At 72.8% G+C, this 17923-nt stretch carries 16 protein-coding genes; 8 read left to right on the forward strand and 8 right to left on the reverse strand.

The genetic code is table 11. The features are described from left to right. The first annotated feature begins 168 nt into the window (after positions 1-168). From ACF06X_RS21285 to ACF06X_RS21305, 5 genes are all read left to right on the forward strand, one after another. Entirely contained in the window at positions 169-1104 is a 936-nt protein-coding gene (locus ACF06X_RS21285; protein ID WP_392288818.1) for a diiron oxygenase, read from the forward strand. A 38-nt stretch (positions 1105-1142) separates the two neighbouring features. Continuing rightward, on the forward strand, positions 1143-1898 hold the full coding sequence (locus ACF06X_RS21290) for a TetR/AcrR family transcriptional regulator (RefSeq protein ID WP_392288819.1): 756 nt from the start codon (positions 1143-1145) through the stop codon (positions 1896-1898). Between the two features lie 10 nt (positions 1899-1908). Continuing rightward, the gene (locus ACF06X_RS21295; protein ID WP_392288820.1) at positions 1909-2190 is read left to right on the forward strand and encodes a hypothetical protein; all 282 of its coding nucleotides are present in this window, start codon (positions 1909-1911) and stop codon (positions 2188-2190) included. A gap of 79 nt (positions 2191-2269) precedes the next feature. Then, a complete protein-coding gene (locus tag ACF06X_RS21300) occupies positions 2270-3631 on the forward strand; it encodes an NlpC/P60 family protein (protein WP_392288821.1) in 1362 nt (453 codons plus the stop codon). A gap of 154 nt (positions 3632-3785) precedes the next feature. Beyond that, a complete protein-coding gene (locus ACF06X_RS21305) occupies positions 3786-5207 on the forward strand; it encodes an MFS transporter (RefSeq protein ID WP_392288822.1) in 1422 nt (473 codons plus the stop codon). A 77-nt stretch (positions 5208-5284) separates the two neighbouring features. Here ACF06X_RS21305 and ACF06X_RS21310 read toward each other — a convergent pair whose 3' ends face one another. The 5 genes from ACF06X_RS21310 to ACF06X_RS21330 form a co-directional block, all read right to left on the reverse strand. After that, positions 5285-6520, reverse strand: coding sequence for a styrene monooxygenase/indole monooxygenase family protein (locus ACF06X_RS21310; protein ID WP_392288823.1), 1236 nt, complete (start codon positions 6518-6520; stop codon positions 5285-5287). A gap of 26 nt (positions 6521-6546) precedes the next feature. Beyond that, positions 6547-7146 (reverse strand): ATP/GTP-binding protein, encoded by a 600-nt coding sequence (locus ACF06X_RS21315; RefSeq protein WP_392289037.1) that lies wholly within the window; start codon positions 7144-7146, stop codon positions 6547-6549. A gap of 91 nt (positions 7147-7237) precedes the next feature. Beyond that, a complete protein-coding gene (locus ACF06X_RS21320) occupies positions 7238-7657 on the reverse strand; it encodes a DUF742 domain-containing protein (RefSeq protein ID WP_392288824.1) in 420 nt (139 codons plus the stop codon). Continuing rightward, the gene (locus ACF06X_RS21325) at positions 7654-8133 is read right to left on the reverse strand and encodes a roadblock/LC7 domain-containing protein (protein WP_392288825.1); all 480 of its coding nucleotides are present in this window, start codon (positions 8131-8133) and stop codon (positions 7654-7656) included. The genes ACF06X_RS21320 and ACF06X_RS21325 overlap by 4 nt, the downstream gene beginning before the upstream one ends. Next, complete coding sequence (locus ACF06X_RS21330; protein ID WP_392288826.1) at positions 8130-11009, reverse strand: nitrate- and nitrite sensing domain-containing protein; 2880 nt, start codon at positions 11007-11009, stop codon at positions 8130-8132. The genes ACF06X_RS21325 and ACF06X_RS21330 overlap by 4 nt, the downstream gene beginning before the upstream one ends. 374 nt (positions 11010-11383) lie before the next feature. On the opposite strand from ACF06X_RS21330, the gene ACF06X_RS21335 reads away from it, so the two are divergent. Continuing rightward, entirely contained in the window at positions 11384-12169 is a 786-nt protein-coding gene (locus tag ACF06X_RS21335; protein WP_392288827.1) for a hypothetical protein, read from the forward strand. Positions 12170-12327: 158 nt separating this feature from the next. On the opposite strand, the gene ACF06X_RS21340 is transcribed toward ACF06X_RS21335, so the two are convergent. Beyond that, complete coding sequence (locus ACF06X_RS21340) at positions 12328-12810, reverse strand: MarR family winged helix-turn-helix transcriptional regulator (RefSeq protein WP_392288828.1); 483 nt, start codon at positions 12808-12810, stop codon at positions 12328-12330. Between the two features lie 249 nt (positions 12811-13059). Between ACF06X_RS21340 and ACF06X_RS21345 the strand changes: the two genes are divergently transcribed. Beyond that, positions 13060-13881: a lysozyme gene (locus ACF06X_RS21345; protein WP_392288829.1), complete on the forward strand. Its 822-nt coding sequence runs from the start codon at positions 13060-13062 to the stop codon at positions 13879-13881. Between the two features lie 108 nt (positions 13882-13989). Here the strand turns inward: ACF06X_RS21345 and lon are convergent, their stop codons facing one another. After that, complete coding sequence (gene lon, locus ACF06X_RS21350; protein WP_392288830.1) at positions 13990-16410, reverse strand: endopeptidase La; 2421 nt, start codon at positions 16408-16410, stop codon at positions 13990-13992. A 171-nt stretch (positions 16411-16581) separates the two neighbouring features. Between lon and ACF06X_RS21355 the strand changes: the two genes are divergently transcribed. Beyond that, positions 16582-17133 (forward strand): hypothetical protein, encoded by a 552-nt coding sequence (locus tag ACF06X_RS21355; protein ID WP_392288831.1) that lies wholly within the window; start codon positions 16582-16584, stop codon positions 17131-17133. A 67-nt stretch (positions 17134-17200) separates the two neighbouring features. Here ACF06X_RS21355 and ACF06X_RS21360 read toward each other — a convergent pair whose 3' ends face one another. Next, positions 17201-17860, reverse strand: a complete 660-nt coding sequence (locus ACF06X_RS21360; protein ID WP_392288832.1) for a TetR/AcrR family transcriptional regulator — start codon at positions 17858-17860, stop codon at positions 17201-17203. Positions 17861-17923: the final 63 nt, after the last annotated feature.

The following is a 17923-nucleotide window of genomic DNA, read 5'->3' on the forward strand; positions in this document are numbered from 1 at the left end:
GACGCCTCCTTCACTCGAACGGTGAGTGGGCCGTCCCCCAGCTCACACCTTGGTAGACAAAGGGTCAACAAGTCGCGCACAGGGGATTGACGGTGTTACTGACGGGGAGTCTCATAAGGGATGACCGCCGGTAACTCGACCGCGAGCACAGCGAGGTGCCCCGCCGCCATGACCGCACCCACCGAGCAGGACTTCCGCCTCCTCCGGGACGCCCTCGGCCCTCTCCGCGACCGGGAACAGGTCGCGGAGCGGCTGTTGGAGTCCTCCCTCAAGCATTCCTTCGACCCCGAGACCGAACTCGACTGGGACGCGCCGATCGAGGAGGGCAAGTGGTTCTGGCCGCCCGAGCTCGTCTCCCTCTACGACACCCCGCTGTGGAAGCGGATGTCCGAGGAACAGCGGCTGGACCTCGCCCGCCATGAAGCCGCCTCCCTCGCGTCGCTCGGCATCTGGTTCGAGATCATCCTCATGCAACTGCTCGTCCGGCACATCTACGACAAGTCCCTCACGAGCAACCACGTCCGCTACGCGCTCACCGAGATAGCCGACGAATGCCGGCACTCGATGATGTTCGCCCGGATGATCCAGAAGGGTGGCGCGCCCGCCTACCCCGTCCCGCGGATCTACCACAACCTCGCCCGCGTCCTGAAGACCGTCTCCACCACCCCCGGCTCCTTCGCCGCGACCCTCCTCGGCGAGGAGATCCTCGACTGGATGCAGCGCCTGACCTTCCCGGACGAGCGCGTCCAGACCCTGGTGCGCGGGGTGACCCGCATCCACGTGGTCGAGGAGGCCCGCCATGTCCGCTACGCCCGCGAGGAGCTGCGGCGCCAGATGGTGACCGCGCCGCGCTGGGAGCAGGAGTTCACCCGGCTCAGCTGCGGCGAGGCCGCCCGCGTCTTCTCCACCTGCTTCGTCAACCCGAAGGTGTACGAGAACGTGGGCCTGGACCGCCGCCAGGCCGTCGCCCAGGTCAAGGAGAGCGGCCACCGGCGCGAGGTCATGCAGTCGGGAGCCAAGCGGCTGACCGACTTCCTCGACGACATCGGCGTCCTGCGGGGCCCCGGGCGGCGGCTGTGGAAGTCCTCCGGGCTGCTGGCGTGACCGCCTGAGCGCGGCGGGGCGGGGTTACGCTGCCAGGCATGACCAGCCCCGCCACGCCCGACTCGCCCGCGTCCGCGCCCGCCGCGCCGCCCGCGTACCGCAGGCTCAGCGTCGAGGAACGGCGCCTGCAGCTCCTCGGCGCCGCCCTGACGCTCTTCGCGCACCGGGCCCCGGACGAGGTCTCGCTCGACGACGTCGCCGAGGCGGCGGGCGTCTCGCGGCCGCTCGTCTACCGCTACTTCCCCGGCGGCAAGCAGCAGTTGTACGAGGCGGCGCTGCGCTCCTCCGCCGACGCGCTGGAGCTGTGCTTCGCCGAGCCGCCCCTCGGCCCGCCGACCGAGCGCCTGGCCCGGGTCCTCGACCGCTATCTGGCCTTCGTCGACGGGCACGACGCCGGGTTCAGCGCGCTGCTCCGCGGCGGCAGCGTCGCCGAGACCTCCCGGACGACCGCGATCGTGGACGAGGTGCGGCGGGCCGCGGCGGAGCAGATCTTCGTCCACCTGGGGGTGGACCGGCCGGGCCCCCGGCTGCGGATGATGGTGCGGACCTGGATCGCGGCGGTGGAGGCGGCCTCGCTGATCTGGATCGACGAGGAGAAGCAGCCCGCCGCGGCCGAGCTGCGCGACTGGCTGATCGACCATCTGATCGCCCTGCTCGCGGCGACGGCGGCGACCGACGAGGAGACGATGGCGGTCGTCCACCGGCTCCTCGCGCAGGAGACGCCCGAGGGCCCGGTCGGCAGGCTGGCGCACCGCGTGACCCCCGTGGTGAGCGAGGCCGCACACCTCATATGAGACTGGTGGGGTGAGAAGCGAGAACACCCCTTTCCGCGGCGGCCCCCTGGACGGCCGGGTCCTGCCCGTCCTCGTCGGCCCGACCGGCCATCCGCCCAAGTGGTACGAGGTGCCGGTGCCGGACGCCGCCGGCGGAGCGCCGACGGTCCACGCGTACCGCCGCGAGCCGTCCGGACACACCAAGCGGCTCGGCATCCAGCAGGGCTGGATCTACGTGTACGCGCCCGAGGGTCGTGAGCGCCGCGAGCTCAAGTGGCCCTGGTCGAAGCCCACGCCTCGGCCGGAGGAGTGAGCGGAATACCCCGAAACGCCCCTTAATGCGTTAATCCGATGACGGGGTGCGTCATCATCGCGGTGGAGGTGATGACGTCGTGTCAGGACGGCTGCGGCGCACGGTCTGCACGGGGATGCTCGCCGCGACGACGGCGCTGGCGGGGCTGCCGGCGGCCACGGCCGACGATCCCGTGGACCCCCCGATGGAGGCGCCGGCGGAGGGCGGCCCGATCGACGGACCGGTGGACGATCCCCCCGTCACACCGCCCGAGGAGACCCCGGACCCACCGCTCGACCCGCCGCCCGATCCCCTCACCGACACCGACACGGACGACGCCGCCGATACGGACGACGCCGCCGAAGCCGACGCCGACACGGACGCCGAAGCCGACGCCGACACGGACGACGCCGCCGCCCTCCCGCCCTCCGGCGGCGATTCCGTCGCCACCCTCCTCACCCGGCTCCGGACCCTCTACCGCCAGGCCGAGCAGGCCACCGAGACCTACAACGCCACCGAAGAGGCCCTGAAGCTCCAGACCGCCGACACCAAGAAGCTCACCGCCGCCCTCGCCGCCGCCCGCAAGGCGCTCGGCCAGGGGCGGGACGCGGCCGGCCGGCTCGCCCGGGAGCAGTACCAGGGGCGGGCCGCGACCTCGGAACTCTCCTCGTACCTCCGGCTGCTCCTCGCCCCCGACCCCCAGCAGGCCCTCGACCAGGGTCATCTGATGGCCCGCGCGGCACGCGACCGCGCCACCACCGTCTCCCGGCTCCAGAGCGCCGAGAAGAAGGCCCACGCCCTCGCGAGCGCCTCCCGCGAGGCCCTGGACCGGCAGCAGACGCTCGCCGCGCGCCAGAAGAAGCAGCGCGACGACGTCCAGAGACGGCTGAAGGAGGTCGAGAAGCTGCTCGCCTCGCTCTCCGCCGACCAGCTCGGGCGGCTGACCGAGCTGGAGCGGACGCAGACGGCGGGCGCCCAGCGCCAGTTCCTCGACTCCGGCGTCCTGGACCTGGGCCGGAAACCCTCACGAGAGGGCGGCCAGGCGCTGCGGTACGCGATCGGGCAGATCGGCAAGCCGTACGTGTGGGGCGCCGAGGGGCCGGACTCCTTCGACTGCTCGGGGCTGACCTCGCAGGCCTGGGCGAGCGCGGGCCGGGAGATCCCCCGCACCAGCCAGGAGCAGTGGCGGACGCTCCCGAAGGTGCCGCTGGGCGAACTGCGCCCGGGCGACCTGGTGGTCTACTTCCCCGAGGCCACCCACGTGGCGATCTACCTCGGCGAGGGCCTGGTCGTCCAGGCCCCGCGCCCGGGCGCCCGCGTGAAGGTCTCGCCCATCGCCGCCAACCCGCTCCTGGGCGCGGTCCGTCCGGACCCCGACGGCACGCCCCTCCTCACGTACACGCCGCCCCCGCTCCCGACCGGAGCCACGGACGGCGCGGACGAGGGCTACGACCAGGGCTGACCCGAGCCGACCGGGTCGACCGGGCCGGCCTGGCTGACCGGGCCAACTGGGGGTGCGGAAAACTTTTTTGCCGCCTCCGCAAAAGAACTGGTCGTCGGCTGCCGTCCGGCCGGAGTCTTGCCGGGCAGGTACTCCCGGACGTGTGAGGCAGGCCGTGACCACGACAACCCACCCCGCTCAGCCCCTCCTTGACGCGCGCCGACGCTGGACGGTGCTGGCCGTCTGCTGTCTGAGCATGTTCCTGGTGGGCCTGGACACCACCATCGTGAACGTGGGCCTCCCCGCGATCGGGCACGGCCTCGGTGTCGGGACCCGCGGTCTCGAATGGGTCGTGGACGCGTACACCCTCGTCCTGGCCGCTCTCCTGATCTCCTCCGGCGCGCTGGCGGACCGCTTCGGACGCCGCCGCGTCTTCCGGTGCGGTCTTGTGGTGTTCGGCGCCGCCTCCCTGCTCTGCGCGATCGCCCCCACGGCGGGCGCCCTCGTCGCGGCCCGCGCGCTCCAGGGCATCGGCGCCTCGATGCTCAGCCCGGTGGCGCTCGCGATCGTGGTGAACGCCATGCCCGACCCGAAGGAGCGGGCGCGGGCCATCGGTGTCTGGGCGTCGGTCTTCGGGCTCAGCATGGCCGCCGGTCCGGTCACCGGCGGCGCTCTCGTCGAGGCGCTCGGCTGGCGGTCCCTGTTCTGGATCAACGCCCCGGTCGTCGTGGCCGCCCTCGTGCTCAGCGCGGTGTTCGTACCGGAGTCCCGGGCGCGGCGGCCGCAGCGGCTCGACCTCCCGGGTCAGGCCCTGCTGACCGTGGTCGTCGCGGTCTCGGTCGGCGTCCTCATCGAAGGTCCGCGGATCGGCTGGACCTCGCCCGCGGCGCTGGCGCTGTACGCGTGCGTCGCCGTCGCGACGGCGGCGTTCGTACGGGTCGAGTCGCGACGGCCGGAGCCGCTGATGGATCTGCGGCTCTTCCGGCGCCCGGCCTTCGGCGGTGCGGTCCTCGGCGCCCTCGCGGTCTTCGTCGCCCTGAACGTGACGCTGCTGCTCAGCACCCTCTATCTGCAGCACGGACGGGGCTGGACCCCGCTGGCCGCCGGAACGGCCACCCTGCCGATGGCTGTCGGAGCGACCGTCTGCGCACCTCTGGCCGGCCGTCTGGTCGGTCGCCTCGGAGCCCGGCCGCCCCTCCTCCTGGCGGGCGGCTTCCTCACCGCGGGCGGACTCTGTCTGGTGGGGCTCGACCAGGACACGAGCGTGGGCCGGCTGCTGACGGCGTATCTGCTCGTCGGTATCGGCTTCGGCTTCGCCAACGCGCCTCTCACCAACACGGCGGTGAGCGGGCTGCCTCCCGCCCGTGCGGGGGTCGCCGGGGCGATCACGTCCACCGCTCGCCAGTTCGGCGCCGCGCTCGGCATCGCCCTCGCCGGCGGCCTGGTCGCGGCGGCCGGCCCGGCGGAACTCGCGCGGGCCTCCCGCCCGGGCTGGATGCTGGTCGCGGCCTGCGGAGCCTTCCTCTTCCTCGTCGCCCACGCGTCGCGGCCGAGGAAGGACACCACCGAAGCCGCCGCCCCGGCACCGGCACGGTGACCACCCATGGGCGGCCCCGACGGCCGCCGGAGCGGTGCGCTCCGGCGGCTGCCGTCCGGTCCCTGGTCGGCGGGCCGTCAGGCCCCGGCGACCGAGGCCAGGTAGGCGGAGGTCTTCTCCGGTTCGTAGAAGAAGTTCTCGAAGTCGGCCGGGTCGTTGAAGCCGTTGGCGAAGCGGTCCGCGACCGGCTGGAGCTGGCCGGCGGCACCGATCAGGTTCAGGACGTGCTCCGGCGGGACGCCGAGCATCGCGTTCGTCCACTTGGTGACGTGCTGGGCGGTGTCCCAGTAGCGGTCGAAGGTGGCCCGCATCCAGGCCTCGTCGAAGGCCCCGTCGCCGTGCTCGACGATGGAGGCGAGGTAGGCGGCGGCGCACTTGGAGGCCGAGTTCGAGCCCTGGCCGGTGATCGGGTCGTTGGCGACGACCACGTCCGCGACGCCGAGGACCAGACCGCCGCCGGGGAGGCGGCCGACCGGGTTGCGGACGGTCGGGGCGTAGCGGCCGGCGAGGGTGCCGCCCGCGTCGGTCAGCTCGACCTTCGTGGCGCGGGCGTACTCCCAGGGCGTGAACTTCTCCATCAGCTCCAGCGTGAGCGCCAGGTGCTCGGCGGGGTCCTTGACGCCCTGGAAGACGTCGAGGGGACCGCCGGGGACGCCCTCCCAGAAGAGGATGTCGGCGCGGCCGGAGGTCGTCAGGGTCGGCATGACGAACAGCTCGCCGACGCCCGGCACGAGGTTGCAGCGCACCGCGTCGAAGTCGGGGTGCTCGGGGCGCGGGCCGAGGCCGTGGACGTACGCGACGGCCAGCGCGCGCTGCGGCTCGCTGTACGGGGAGCGGGCGGCGTCGCGGCCGAACATGGAGACCAGCTCGCCCTTGCCGGCGGAGACCAGCACCAGGTCGTACGTACGGGAGAAGTAGTCCAGGTCGGAGACGGCCGCGCCGTGGATGACGAGCTGGCCACCGCGCTGGGCGAAGGTCTCCATCCAGCCGGCCATCTTCACGCGCTGGTCGACGGACTGGGCGTAGCCGTCGAGCGCGCCGACCCAGTCGATGACGCGTGAGCTGTCGGGCGCCGCCACCGACACGCCGAGGCCCTCGATCCGCGGGGCCTGGGACTCCCAGAAGTTGATGCCGAGGTCGCGCTCGTGCTGCAGGGCGGTGTCGAACATGCACTGGGTGGACATGACCCGGCCCGACCGAATCTCGTCCGCCGTGCGGTTGGACATGAGGGTGACCTCGTACCCCTGCGACTGGAGTCCGAGGGCGAGCTGGAGACCGGACTGCCCGGCCCCCACGATGAGTATCTTCCGCATGGCGGGTTCCTAACGAACGATCAGCTTTATTCGGGGGTGGCTTCGAGCGCGTGCGCGACCATCGCGAGCAGGGACTCGACCACGCTGTACCGCTTGCGCGCGTCCATGATCACGACGGGTACGTGCGGGGGCACGGTGAGGGCCTCCCGGACGTCCTCCGCCTCGAACCGCTCGGTGCCCTCGAAGTGGTTGACGGCGACGATGTACGGCAGCCCGCAGCTCTCGAAGTAGTCGAGCGCGGGGAAGCAGTCGGTCAGCCGACGGGTGTCGGCGAGCACGATCGCGCCGATCGCGCCGCGCACGAGGTCGTCCCACATGAACCAGAAGCGCTGCTGTCCCGGCGTACCGAAGACGTACAGCACCAGGTCGTCGTCGAGGGTGATCCGGCCGAAGTCCATCGCCACGGTCGTGGTCATCTTGTCGGGCGTCGCGGAGAGGTCGTCGCTCTCCTCGCTCGCCTGGGTCATGAGCGCCTCGGTCTGCAGCGGAGTGATCTCCGAGACCGCCCGGACGAAGGTCGTCTTGCCGACGCCGAAGCCGCCCGCGACCACGACCTTGGTCGCGATCGGGGCCCGGGTGTGGTCGAGCTGCCAGTCCTGGGCGCCGTCCTCGGGCTGCGCGGGTATTCCGGCGAGCGCCGGAGCATCGGAGACGGCGGAGACGGTGGAATCGGTGGAATCGGTGGAGACGTCGGAGTCGGTGGAGACAGGGGAGACGTCAGAGACGGCGGAGTCCACTCAGCACCCTTTCGAGGAGCGCGCGGTCGGGCTGGCCGGTGCCGTGACCGGTCCCGTACACACGGATCTTTCCCTGGTCGGCCAAGTCGCTGAGCAGCACTCGGACGACACCCAACGGCATCTTCAGGAGCGCCGAGATCTCCGCGACGGTACGCATGCGGCGGCAGATCTCGACGATGGCCCGCATCTCCGGCATCAGACCGCGGGCGCCCCGCCCGCCGTCCGTCAGCACTCTGCGTTCGGGGGAGGCCTCGAGCGCCGCGACGAAGGTCTCGACGAGCAGGACGTGGCCGAAGCGGGTGCGGCCGCCGGTGAGCGAGTACGGGCGTACGCGCGCGGGGCGGCGGCCGTCGCCGCGGACCGGCAGCCGGTGGGCGTGGGGGTGGGAGGCGGACGTCACTGGGTGCTCTCCATCGATTTGCGCAGCTCGCTGCGGAGTTCGGGGGTGAGTACATGTCCGGCGCGGCCGACGAAGAGCGCCATGTGGTAGGCGACGACGCTCATGTCGCAGTCCGGTGCGGCGTGCACGCCGAGCAGCGAGCCGTCGCTGATCGACATGACGAAGACGCTGCCCTCCTCCATGGCCACCATCGTCTGCTTGACCCCGCCGCCGTCCATGAGCCGGGCGGCGCCGATGGTGAGGCTGCCGATGCCGGAGACGATGGTCGCCAGGTCGGCGCTGGAGCCGCGCGGGCCGGTGGGGCGCTCCTCCACCGGCGCGGTGCTCCGGTCGGGGTCGGAGGAGAGCAGGAGCAGCCCGTCGGACGAGACGACGGCGACGGAGCGGACGCCAGGCACCTCCTCGACGAGGTTGCCCAGCAGCCACTGAAGGTTGCGGGCTTCCGTGCTCAGTCCGAATGTTCCGGTCGCAGTCAACTGCGTGCCTCCTCGACTGTGTCCCCCGTCTTCTCCTCGGTACGTGCTGTCTGTACGGCTCCGGGCTGTATCGCTCCCGGCCGTACGGCGTCCGGCGGTACGGACCCGGCCTCGGCCTCGATCTCGGCCTCCACGTCCCGGCGGCCCTCCTGGGCGCCCCGCTGGAAGCCGCCGAGCCTGCGGCGCAGCGCCTCGGCGTCCACGCCGCCCGGGCGGGGGGCGGTGGGGGTGTCGGCCGGGCGGACTATCTGCGGGGTGCGCTTGGGCAGCCCCTTGTCGGTGACCCGCTCCCACCGGGCGGGGCGCGGTCCGGCGCCCTCGCCCTCGTCGGCGCGCTCGTGGCTGTCGGGCTCGGGCGCCGGGTCCGGGAGCCGTACCTGCAGGGTCGTCTCGGAGACGGACTCCTGGGGTACGGACTCCTCGGATACGGGCTCGGGGGCGGCGGCCTGCTCAGGTGCGGGAGCGGGCTCGGGGGTGGCGGCCGGCTCGGGGGCGGGGGTGGCGGCCGGCTCGGGAGCGGGGGCGGCGGCCTGGGTGGGCGCCTCGGGCTCCTCCGTCGCCGCTATCGCCTTCTCCGCAGCCTCCACCAGGGGATCCCTGGTCCGGGACGGCAGCGTGTTGGAGTTGGCCTCCGCGACCGAGCCCGGGAGGTTCAGCGTGGGCGTCGAGCCGCCGACCGGCACGGTCGGGGGGACCGCGGCCGGCGGGGCGGTCGGCAGCAGCGGGAGCGGCAGGACGACGACGGCCGCGATGCCGCCCTGCTTCTGCTCGCGCAGCTGCACCCGTACGCCGTGGCGGGCGGCGAGCAGCCCGGCGACGCGCAGGCCGAGCCCCTCCCCCTCGGCGTCGGCCGGGTCGGCCTCGGCCAGGCGGGCGTTCAGCTCGGCGAGCCGGCTCTCGGTCATGCCGATGCCCTCGTCCTGGACGGAGAGCATCACCTCGCCGGACTCCAGGAGCCAGCCGGAGAGCTGGACCTGCGCGTCGGGCGGGGAGAAGGAGGTGGCGTTCTCCAGGAGTTCGGCCACCAGGTGGCTGAGGTCGTCCGCGGCGAAGCCGGCGACCTGCGCGTGCGGCGGCAGGGACTGGATGGCGACCCGTTCGTACCGCTCGATCTCGCTGACGGCCGCGCGCAGCACGTCGACGAGCGGGACCGGGCCCGGGTGGCCGTGGACGTGCTCGTGTCCCGCGAGGACCAGGAGGTTCTCGCTGTGGCGGCGCATGACGGTCGCCATGTGGTCGAGCTTGAAGAGGGTGGCGAGCCGGTCCGGGTCCTGCTCGCGCTCCTCCAGCTTCTCGATGACGCCGAGCTGGCGCTCCACCAGGCCGAGGCTGCGCAGCGACAGGTTGACGAAGGTGTGCTGGACGGAGTGGCGCAGCCGCTCCAGTTCGGCGGTGAGCAGGGCGGTCCGGCCCTGGAGCTCGGCGCGCTGGGTGGCGAGCTCCGCGGCGAGGGCCTCGCGGGCGCCGGCCAGGTCGGCGTGCTCGCTGTCGAGCCGCTCGCTGCGCAGGGCGAGGGCGGCGAGCTTGCCCTGGAGGGTGTTGAGGGACCGTACGACCTGGGCGAACTCGTCGTTGCGGCCGGTGAAGCGGACCGGCTCCTCGGACTCGGGGGCGGCGGCGATCCGGGCGGCGCCGATGCGCAGGACCGCGAGGGGGCGGGTGAGGGTGCGGGCGACGTAGGTCGAGATGCCGATCGCGACGAGGAGGCAGCCGCCGAGGAAGGCGATGCGTACTTCGAGCGCGGTGACGTCGTCGTCGCGGAGCTGGGCGAGCCGCTCCACCTGGTCGGTGGCGAGGGCCGATTCGACGCCCCGCATCTGCTCGATACGGGCGGAGAGCGCGGCCTCCAGCTTCTCGGGGTCGGTCCTCCGCTCGGACCGGGTGAGCTCCGGCTGGTCGGTGAGGCCGGCCAGGTACCGCTCGGCGCTCTTGACGTCCGGGCCGGCCACCGTGCCGGCGAGGGAGTCGCGTCCGGCGGCGGTGGCGGCCTGGTCGAAGTCGGCGAGGGAGGCGAGTTCGCGAACCCGGGACTGCTGGGCGGCGGCGGTCAGCGCGTTCCGCGCCCGGTTCGCCTCGGCGGCGCCGTCGGCCTCGTCGGGGACGTAGGTGCCGGTGATCGGGTCGTAGCGGGTACCGGTGGGCTCGGGCTGCGGGACGGCGAGGGCGGCCAGGAGCAGGCCGCGGGTGGCCGAGGCCTGTTCGACGGCGCGGCCGAGGGCGGCGGGGGCCCTGGTGGCCTCGGCGGCGCGGGCGGGGGTCTTCTCGGCGAGCTCGTCGGCGAGCGCCTGGAGCTTGGCGATGACCTCGGAGTACGCCCGGTGGGCCTCCAGGGCGGTGCCCTTGCCGGTGAGGGCGGTGCGCCGGACGGAGGGCAGGGCCGCGAGTTCGCGGCTCAGCTCGGCGGGGGCGGCGGGCCGGATCTCGTCTATCTGGCGGTCGACGCGGGTGGAACGGCTGCTGGTGACCTGGCGCCTGTCCTCCCTGTCGCCGGTCTGCTCGTCGCGGCCCGCGGCGATGTAGGCGACGACCTCGTCGCGCTCGTCGGCGAGGGAGTGGGCGAGGGTGACCGCCTGGCGGTCGAGCTCGGCCAGGGTGACCAGGCGCTGGGCCTCGGTCAGTTCGCCGGAGGCGGTGAGGATCGCGGGGGCGCCGGCGGCGAGCACGGTGATCCCGACGAGGGCGACACCGGCGACCAGGCGGTTGCGGACGCGCTTGGGGCGGCCGGTGGGGAGTCCGGCGGCCGGGGCCGCGGGGGCTCCCGCCGCGCCGTCGGCGCCGGGGCCCGTGGCGCCGCCCGTGGTCAGCGGGTCACCGGGGGCCTGACTCCGCGTGCCGTTGTTGCTCCGAGGCCGCTTCTTCTGCACCGGTGCTCGCATTCTCGACTCGTCCGCCCATGAAGCAGAGGTGACGACCGGTCACATGAAAGAACGCCCCCACCCCTGGTACGGCTTCCGACCATTCCAGCGGTTCTGGGAAGGGGACGCGCATCGGCCGCTCCGCCACCCGAACGAGTGAACAACACTCTTGAGTTGGCGAACAACTTCCCGCGAGGGCCGCGACGGGGCCGCGCGGGGCGTCGGTTGGATCTTCCGCGTGGGCTTTGGCAGGATGCCCGCCCGCAGCTTCCCGGAGGCTCTCCTTCCGCCTTCCGTCCCGCCGTCGAGGCGTTGGTACAGGCCAAATTCGGCCTGTTGGGAGGCGCTGTGAAGGAGTGATGCAGGACGGTGCGGGCGGGGGCAGACTGGAGATCATGCGCACCGAAGCCGTCACCCTGCCCGGCAGCCCCGAACGCCCCAACGAGGACTGGGCAGCCGCGGCTCTGCCCGCCTCGGGCGCGGGCGGGACGATCGTGGTCCTCGACGGGGTGACACCGCCGGTCGATGATGACGGTTGTGTGCACGACGTGCCGTGGTACACCGCGCGCCTCGGCGGCGCTTTGACCGAACTGTCCGCTTCACGGCCCGAGATGACGTTGGCCGAGATCCTGTCGGCGGCAATCCGGCGCACCGCGGACGCCCACCGCGACACCTGTGACCTTTCTCACGTCCGTACGCCCCAAGCGACCGTCGCGATGGCCCGCTGGGACGCGACGGTGGTCGAGCACCTGGTCCTCTCCGACGCCGTGCTCCTGCTGCGGGCGCCGGACGGCTCGGTACGGGCGGTGCTCGACGACCGACTCGGCCTGATCCCGGACGAGACCCTGCGCTCCCTGGCCGCGACGGACCTGCTGCGCAACCGGGAGGGCGGCTTCTTCACGGCCGCGGCGGACCCGGCGGTGGCGGAGCTGGCGGTGACGGGCACGACGCCCCGCTCGGAGGTACGGGCCCTGGCCGCGCTCACGGACGGTGCGGCGCGCTGGGTGGAGCTGTTCCAGGAGGGCGACTGGGCGGACTGCTTCGGCGTTCTGGACAAGGAGGGGGCACACGGCCTGCTGCAGCGGGTACGGGCGCTGGAGACGCGGGACGCGACGGCGGGGAGCGTCCGCCGCTGGAAGTCGCACGACGACGCCACGGCGGTCTACGCGGTCCTTGCCTGACGGTCAGCTCGGCGCTCTGACGGTCGGCCCGTGGTCCCCCGGTCAGCTCGGGGCTCTGACGGCCGGCCCGTGGTCCCCCGGTCAGCTCGGGGCTCTGCCGGTCGGCCCGGTGCTCCGCCGGTCGGCGCGGGGCTCTGACGGTCGGCCTGCTCCGCCGGTCAGTTCTCGGAGCCGGCGTTCAGCTGGTGCAGGAGGCGGGCCAGTTCCGCGACCTCGCCGCGGTCCCAGTCCGCGAGCTTGCGGACGTACCGCCCGCGGCGTGCGTCCCGTACGTGCCGGAACCGGTCCCGGCCCTCCGCCGTCAGCCGGACGAGTGAGGCCCGGCCGTCGGCCGGGTCCGGGTCACGGGCGACCAGACCGAGGTCCTCCAAGGCGCGCAGTTGGCGGCTCATGGTCGCCTTGCCGACGCCGAAGTAGCCGGCGAGGTCGGTGGCGCGCTGCGGCCCGGCCTCGTCGAGCCGGACGAACAGGCCGTAGGCGGCGGGCTCCAGTTCGGGGTGGACCTCGCGGGCCATCTCGCCGGACTGGGCGCGGGCGCGGCGCAGAAAGACCGCCAGTTCCCGTTCGAGGGCGAGGACTTCCTGGTCCACACCACTCCTGTTGCTCGGTTCGCCTTCACTCCCCGTACCGCTTCCGTGCACGTCAGCCCCTCGTCCGCGCTTTCCGGCCCTGAAAGTTTCTTTCCCCGGCGGCCATCGCCGCAGCTCCCCCAGTATTTCGCAGGCGTAGACCAACGGCGGTACCCAGGCCCTCTTCCGCCCGGCGGGTCTACGTGCGTAGCTTCTCTCCCACCGGCATCGCTGACATGTCCACACCACGCTTCACGCGTCGCGTGGCGGGCGTGGTCGTGTGCCGGCCCCGCTCCCCACCGAGCCTTTCGGAGGCACGCAATGCCCGTGCACAGATCCGGAAAGACCCTCGCCGGCGCCGCGCTCGCGGCCCTGGCCCTGCTGCTCCCCGTCGCCCTCTCCGGCCCCGCGACCGCCGCCGACGCGGTCCCCGAACGCGGCTCCGCCCACATGGGCATGGGCGTCCTCAAGCACGACGGCCAGGGCGGCAAGCCCGGCGGCATCTCGATCCAGGCCACCCAGACCGAGGGCGTGGACGTCTCCAGCCACCAGGGGAACGTGGCCTGGTCGACCCTGTGGAACAGCGGGGTGAAATGGGCCTACGTCAAGGCGACGGAGGGCACGTACTACAAGAACACGTACTTCACGCAGCAGTACAACGGCTCGTACAACGTGGGCATGATCCGCGGCTCGTACCACTTCGCCACGCCGGACACGGCGACGGGCGCCGCGCAGGCGGACTACTTCGTGAACAACGGCGGCGGCTGGTCCGGTGACGGCAGGACGCTGCCGGGCGCGCTGGACATGGAGTGGAACCCGTACGGCGCGACCTGCTACGGCAAGACGCAGTCCGGGATGGTCGCCTGGATCCGCGACTTCGTGAACCGGTACAAGTACCGGACGGGCCGTGACCCGGTGATCTACACGGCGACGAGCTGGTGGAAGCAGTGCACCGGCAACTACTCCGGCTTCGGCGCGACGAACCCGCTCTGGATCGCGCGGTACGCCACGACGGTCGGCGAACTCCCGGCGGGCTGGCCGTACTACACGATGTGGCAGTACACCTCGTCCGGCCCGACGGTCGGCGACCACAACCACTTCAACGGCGACCTCTCGCGGGTACAGGCCCTGGCGAAAGGCTGACGGTCCCCCGGCTCCGGACCTCCCGACGACGACCCCCCGGACGCGCGGCACGTCCGGGGGGTCGCGGGAGCTGGGGGCGGGGGGAGGGGGCGGGTGCGGGGGCGGGGACTACGCCGCCACGCCCACCGGCACCTCCGCCGGGGCCAGGGCGATCTCGAGCACCTGGCGGACGTCCGTGACCGGGTGGACCTCCAGCTTGTCGAGGATCTCGGCCGGGACGTCGTCCAGGTCGGCCTCGTTGCGCTTCGGGATCACCACCGTCGTGATCCCCGCCCGGTGGGCCGCCAGAAGCTTCTGCTTCAGACCGCCGATCGGCAGCACCCGGCCGGTCAGCGAGACCTCGCCCGTCATCGCCACGTCCGTACGGACCAGGCGGCCGGAGAGCAGCGAGGCCAGCGCGGTCGTCATCGTGATACCCGCGCTCGGCCCGTCCTTCGGGACCGCGCCCGCCGGGAAGTGGATGTGCACACCCCGGTCCTTCAGGCCGGTCACGGGCAGCTCCAGCTCCGCGCCGTGCGAGCGCAGGAACGAGAGCGCGATCTGCGCGGACTCCTTCATGACGTCGCCCAGCTGACCGGTCAGGGTCAGCCCGGCCGCGCCCGTCTCGGGGTCGGCGAGGGACGCCTCCACGAAGAGGACGTCACCGCCGGCGCCGGTGACCGCGAGCCCGGTCGCCACGCCCGGCACCGAGGTGCGCCGCTCCGCCGGGTCCTGGGCGGACTCGGGGACGTGGTGCGGGCGTCCGATCAGCCCGCGCAGGTCGTCCACGCCGACCGAGAACGGCAGGTCGCGGTCGCCCAGTTCGTGCTGCGCCGCGACCTTCCGCAGCAGCCGCGCGATGGACCGCTCCAGGTTCCGTACGCCCGCCTCCCGGGTGTACTCGCCCGCCAGCTTCCGCAGGGAGGCGTCCTCGATGACCACCTCGCCCGGCTCCAGACCGGCCCGCTCCAGCTGACGCGGCAGCAGGTGGTCGCGGGCGATGACGATCTTCTCGTCCTCCGTGTACCCGTCGAGCCGCACCAGTTCCATCCGGTCGAGCAGCGCCTCCGGGATGGCCTCCAGGACGTTCGCCGTCGCCAGGAAGACCACGTCGGAGAGGTCGAGTTCGACCTCCAGGTAGTGGTCGCGGAAGGTGTGGTTCTGCGCCGGGTCCAGGACTTCGAGCAGCGCCGCGGCCGGGTCGCCCCGGAAGTCGGAGCCGACCTTGTCGATCTCGTCGAGCAGGACCACCGGGTTCATGGACCCGGCCTCCTTGATCGCCCGTACGATCCGGCCCGGCAGCGCGCCGACGTACGTACGCCGGTGGCCGCGGATCTCCGCCTCGTCCCGCACACCGCCGAGCGCGACCCGTACGAACTTCCGTCCCATCGCGTGCGCGACGGACTCGCCCAGCGAGGTCTTGCCGACGCCGGGCGGGCCGACCAGCGCGAGCACGGCGCCGCCCCGGCGGCCGCCGACGACCCCGAGCCCGCGCTCGGCGCGCCGCTTGCGCACCGCCAGGTACTCGGTGATCCGCTCCTTCACGTCCTCCAGGCCCGCGTGCTCGGCGTCGAGGACGCCCTTCGCGCCCTGGATGTCGTACTGATCCTCGGTCCGCTCGTTCCACGGCAGTTCGAGGACGGTGTCGAGCCAGGTGCGGATCCAGGAGCCCTCCGGGGACTGGTCGCTGGACCGCTCCAGCTTCTCGACCTCCTTGAGGGCCGCGTCCCGGACCTTCTCCGGCAGGTCGGCGGCCTCCACGCGCGCCCGGTAGTCGTCGGACTCGTCGCCCTCGGACTCGCCGTTGAGCTCGCGCAGCTCCTTGCGTACGGCTTCGAGCTGGCGCCGCAGCAGGAACTCGCGCTGCTGCTTGTCGACGCCCTCCTGGACGTCCTTGGCGATGGTCTCGGCGACGTCCTGCTCGGCCAGGTGGTCGCGCAGCTGGGCCGTGGCGAGCTTGAGGCGGGCGACCGGGTCGGCGGTCTCCAGGAGCTCGACCTTCTGCTCGACGGTGAGGAAGGGGGAGTATCCGGAGTTGTCGGCGAGGGCCGAGACGTCGTCGATCTGCTGGACGCGGTCCACGACCTGCCAGGCGCCACGCTTCTTCAGCCAGCTGGTGGCCAGCGCCTTGTACTCCTTGACCAGCTCGGTGACGGCGCCGGGCAGCGGCTCGGGCACGGTCTCCGCGACGACACTGCCCTCGATCCACAGGGCCGCGCCGGGGCCGGTGGTGCCGGCGCCGATCTTCACACGGCCGAGGCCGCGGATGAGCGCGCCGGGGTCGCCGTCGGACAGCCGTCCGACCTGCTCGACGGTGCCGAGGACACCGGTCCCGGCGTAGTGCCCGTCGATGCGGGGCACGAGCAGCACCTTGGGCTTGCCCGTGCCGGAACGCGCGGCGGCCTGGGCGGCCTCCACAGCGGCGCGTACGTCGTTGGCGGAGAGGTCGAGCGGCACCACCATGCCGGGCAGCACGACCTCGTCGTCGAGCGGCAGCACGGGCAAGGTGAGCGTCGAGTGCTCCGGCGAGCCTGCGTTCTCAGCAGCCATGATCTCCCCTTCGGCAGTCAAGTTGAGCTGTATGGACTCAATGCTCGTGAGCCGAGGAATGTTCCCCGGTGTTTGTTCGCTCTGAGCGATCGCTCTCGCGCGGTGTGCGACCAGGGCTCTCGCGGCGGCCCACCCCTGGTCAATGGCGGCGGCCGGCGGCATGCTCGGGGCATGATGCGCAGGAGGCGTTACGGGGCGCGGGGCCGGTCGTGGGTCGCGGCGGCGGTGGTGGCGGCGGCGCTGACGGTGGCCGGGTGCGGCGACCAGGAGGTCCCGCCGCCGCCGGTCGGCGGCTCCACGGGGACGGCCGCCGGGACACCCCCCGAAACGTCTCCGACCGGGACGCCTGGTGAGACCGTCAAAGAGGACGAACCCGCCCCGGACGAGGTCCTCGTCGAGGTGAACGTCAACGGCGGCATCGCGGGCGTCGTCAACCAGCTGATCGTGCGCCACGACGGCGGCTACACCGTCCGCCACGGCATCAAGTCCTCGCGCGAGGGCCGGATGACCCCCGCTCAGGTCGCGGAACTCCGCGCGGCCCTGGAGGACCCGGCCTACGCGAAGGTCCCGGACCGGCCGACCGGGGAGCCGGCGCACGACGGTTTCCGGTACATGGTCACGTACAAGCACCGGCTCGTGGTCGCCACGGACGGCGGCATCCCGCCCGCGCTGGCCCGGGTGTTCGCGGCACTGCCCGAGGGCGGCCCGCCGACCGGCCCCTGAGGGCCGGACCCCGGGGAACCAGGGGTGAACCGCGGGACGCGCCTGGGCGGTGGGGGCACCGGCGGCCTCAGCCCTCCCCCGGCAGCCCCTCCCCCGTCGCCGCGATCTCCCTCAACTGCCGGTCCAGGAAGGCCCGTACCCGCGTCGGCATGTCCATGGAGGCCGGGTCCAGGGCCCACTGGAGCTGCAGTCCGTCCATCACCGCCAGCTGCTCCTCGGCGACGGCCCGGCAGTCGATGTCCTGCCGCAGCTCTCCTCTCCGTACCCCCGCCTCCAGCAGCTCGACGTTGTGCCGCAGCACGCGCGCGTAGCGCTCCTTGAAGTACTGGTGGGCGGGGTGCCCGACGTTGCCGGACTCGCCGACGAGCACGTTGAACATCCGGACGATGCCGGGCCGCCGGGTGTTGTCCTCGATCAGGCGGACGAGCTTCCCCAGGAACGCGGCGTACGACTCGGGCTCCTCGGCGAGGAGGCGCTCCACGTCGTGCTGCTCGCTCTGCGCGAGGACGGAGAGCAGGAGGTCCTCCTTGCTGCGGAAGTGGTGCAGCAGTCCGCCCTGGGTGATGCCGCAGTCGTTCGCGATCCGCGCCAGCGAGGAGGCGTGGAAGCCCCACTGCCCGAAGTGGTCGACGGCGGTGTCCAGGATCTTGCGGCGGCGCGCGTCACCCACCGCGTAGCTGCCCTTGCCTGCGCTTCTGCGGGTCGTACCGCCCTTGTTCTCCGGCATGGGGACCACCTTATGACGTGCCCGAATTGCCCCTTACGTGCTGTGACGCAGGACACATTTCAG

Origin of the sequence: Streptomyces sp. NPDC015346, assembly GCF_043078785.1 — a bacterium.
Lineage (GTDB): Bacteria > Actinomycetota > Actinomycetes > Streptomycetales > Streptomycetaceae > Streptomyces.

Excerpts from the sequence above, each read along its gene's own strand:
- ACF06X_RS21335 (WP_392288827.1), top strand. The coding sequence starts at position 11,384 with ATGCGCACCGAAGCCGTCACCCTGCCCGGCAGCCCCGAACGCCCCAAC.
- lon (WP_392288830.1), bottom strand. The coding sequence starts at position 16,410 with ATGGCTGCTGAGAACGCAGGCTCGCCGGAGCACTCGACGCTCACCTTG.
- ACF06X_RS21310 (WP_392288823.1), bottom strand. The coding sequence starts at position 6,520 with ATGCGGAAGATACTCATCGTGGGGGCCGGGCAGTCCGGTCTCCAGCTC.
- ACF06X_RS21360 (WP_392288832.1), bottom strand. The coding sequence starts at position 17,860 with ATGCCGGAGAACAAGGGCGGTACGACCCGCAGAAGCGCAGGCAAGGGC.
- ACF06X_RS21355 (WP_392288831.1), top strand. The coding sequence starts at position 16,582 with ATGATGCGCAGGAGGCGTTACGGGGCGCGGGGCCGGTCGTGGGTCGCG.
- ACF06X_RS21285 (WP_392288818.1), top strand. The coding sequence starts at position 169 with ATGACCGCACCCACCGAGCAGGACTTCCGCCTCCTCCGGGACGCCCTC.
- ACF06X_RS21330 (WP_392288826.1), bottom strand. The coding sequence starts at position 11,009 with ATGCGAGCACCGGTGCAGAAGAAGCGGCCTCGGAGCAACAACGGCACG.
- ACF06X_RS21345 (WP_392288829.1), top strand. The coding sequence starts at position 13,060 with ATGCCCGTGCACAGATCCGGAAAGACCCTCGCCGGCGCCGCGCTCGCG.
- ACF06X_RS21290 (WP_392288819.1), top strand. The coding sequence starts at position 1,143 with ATGACCAGCCCCGCCACGCCCGACTCGCCCGCGTCCGCGCCCGCCGCG.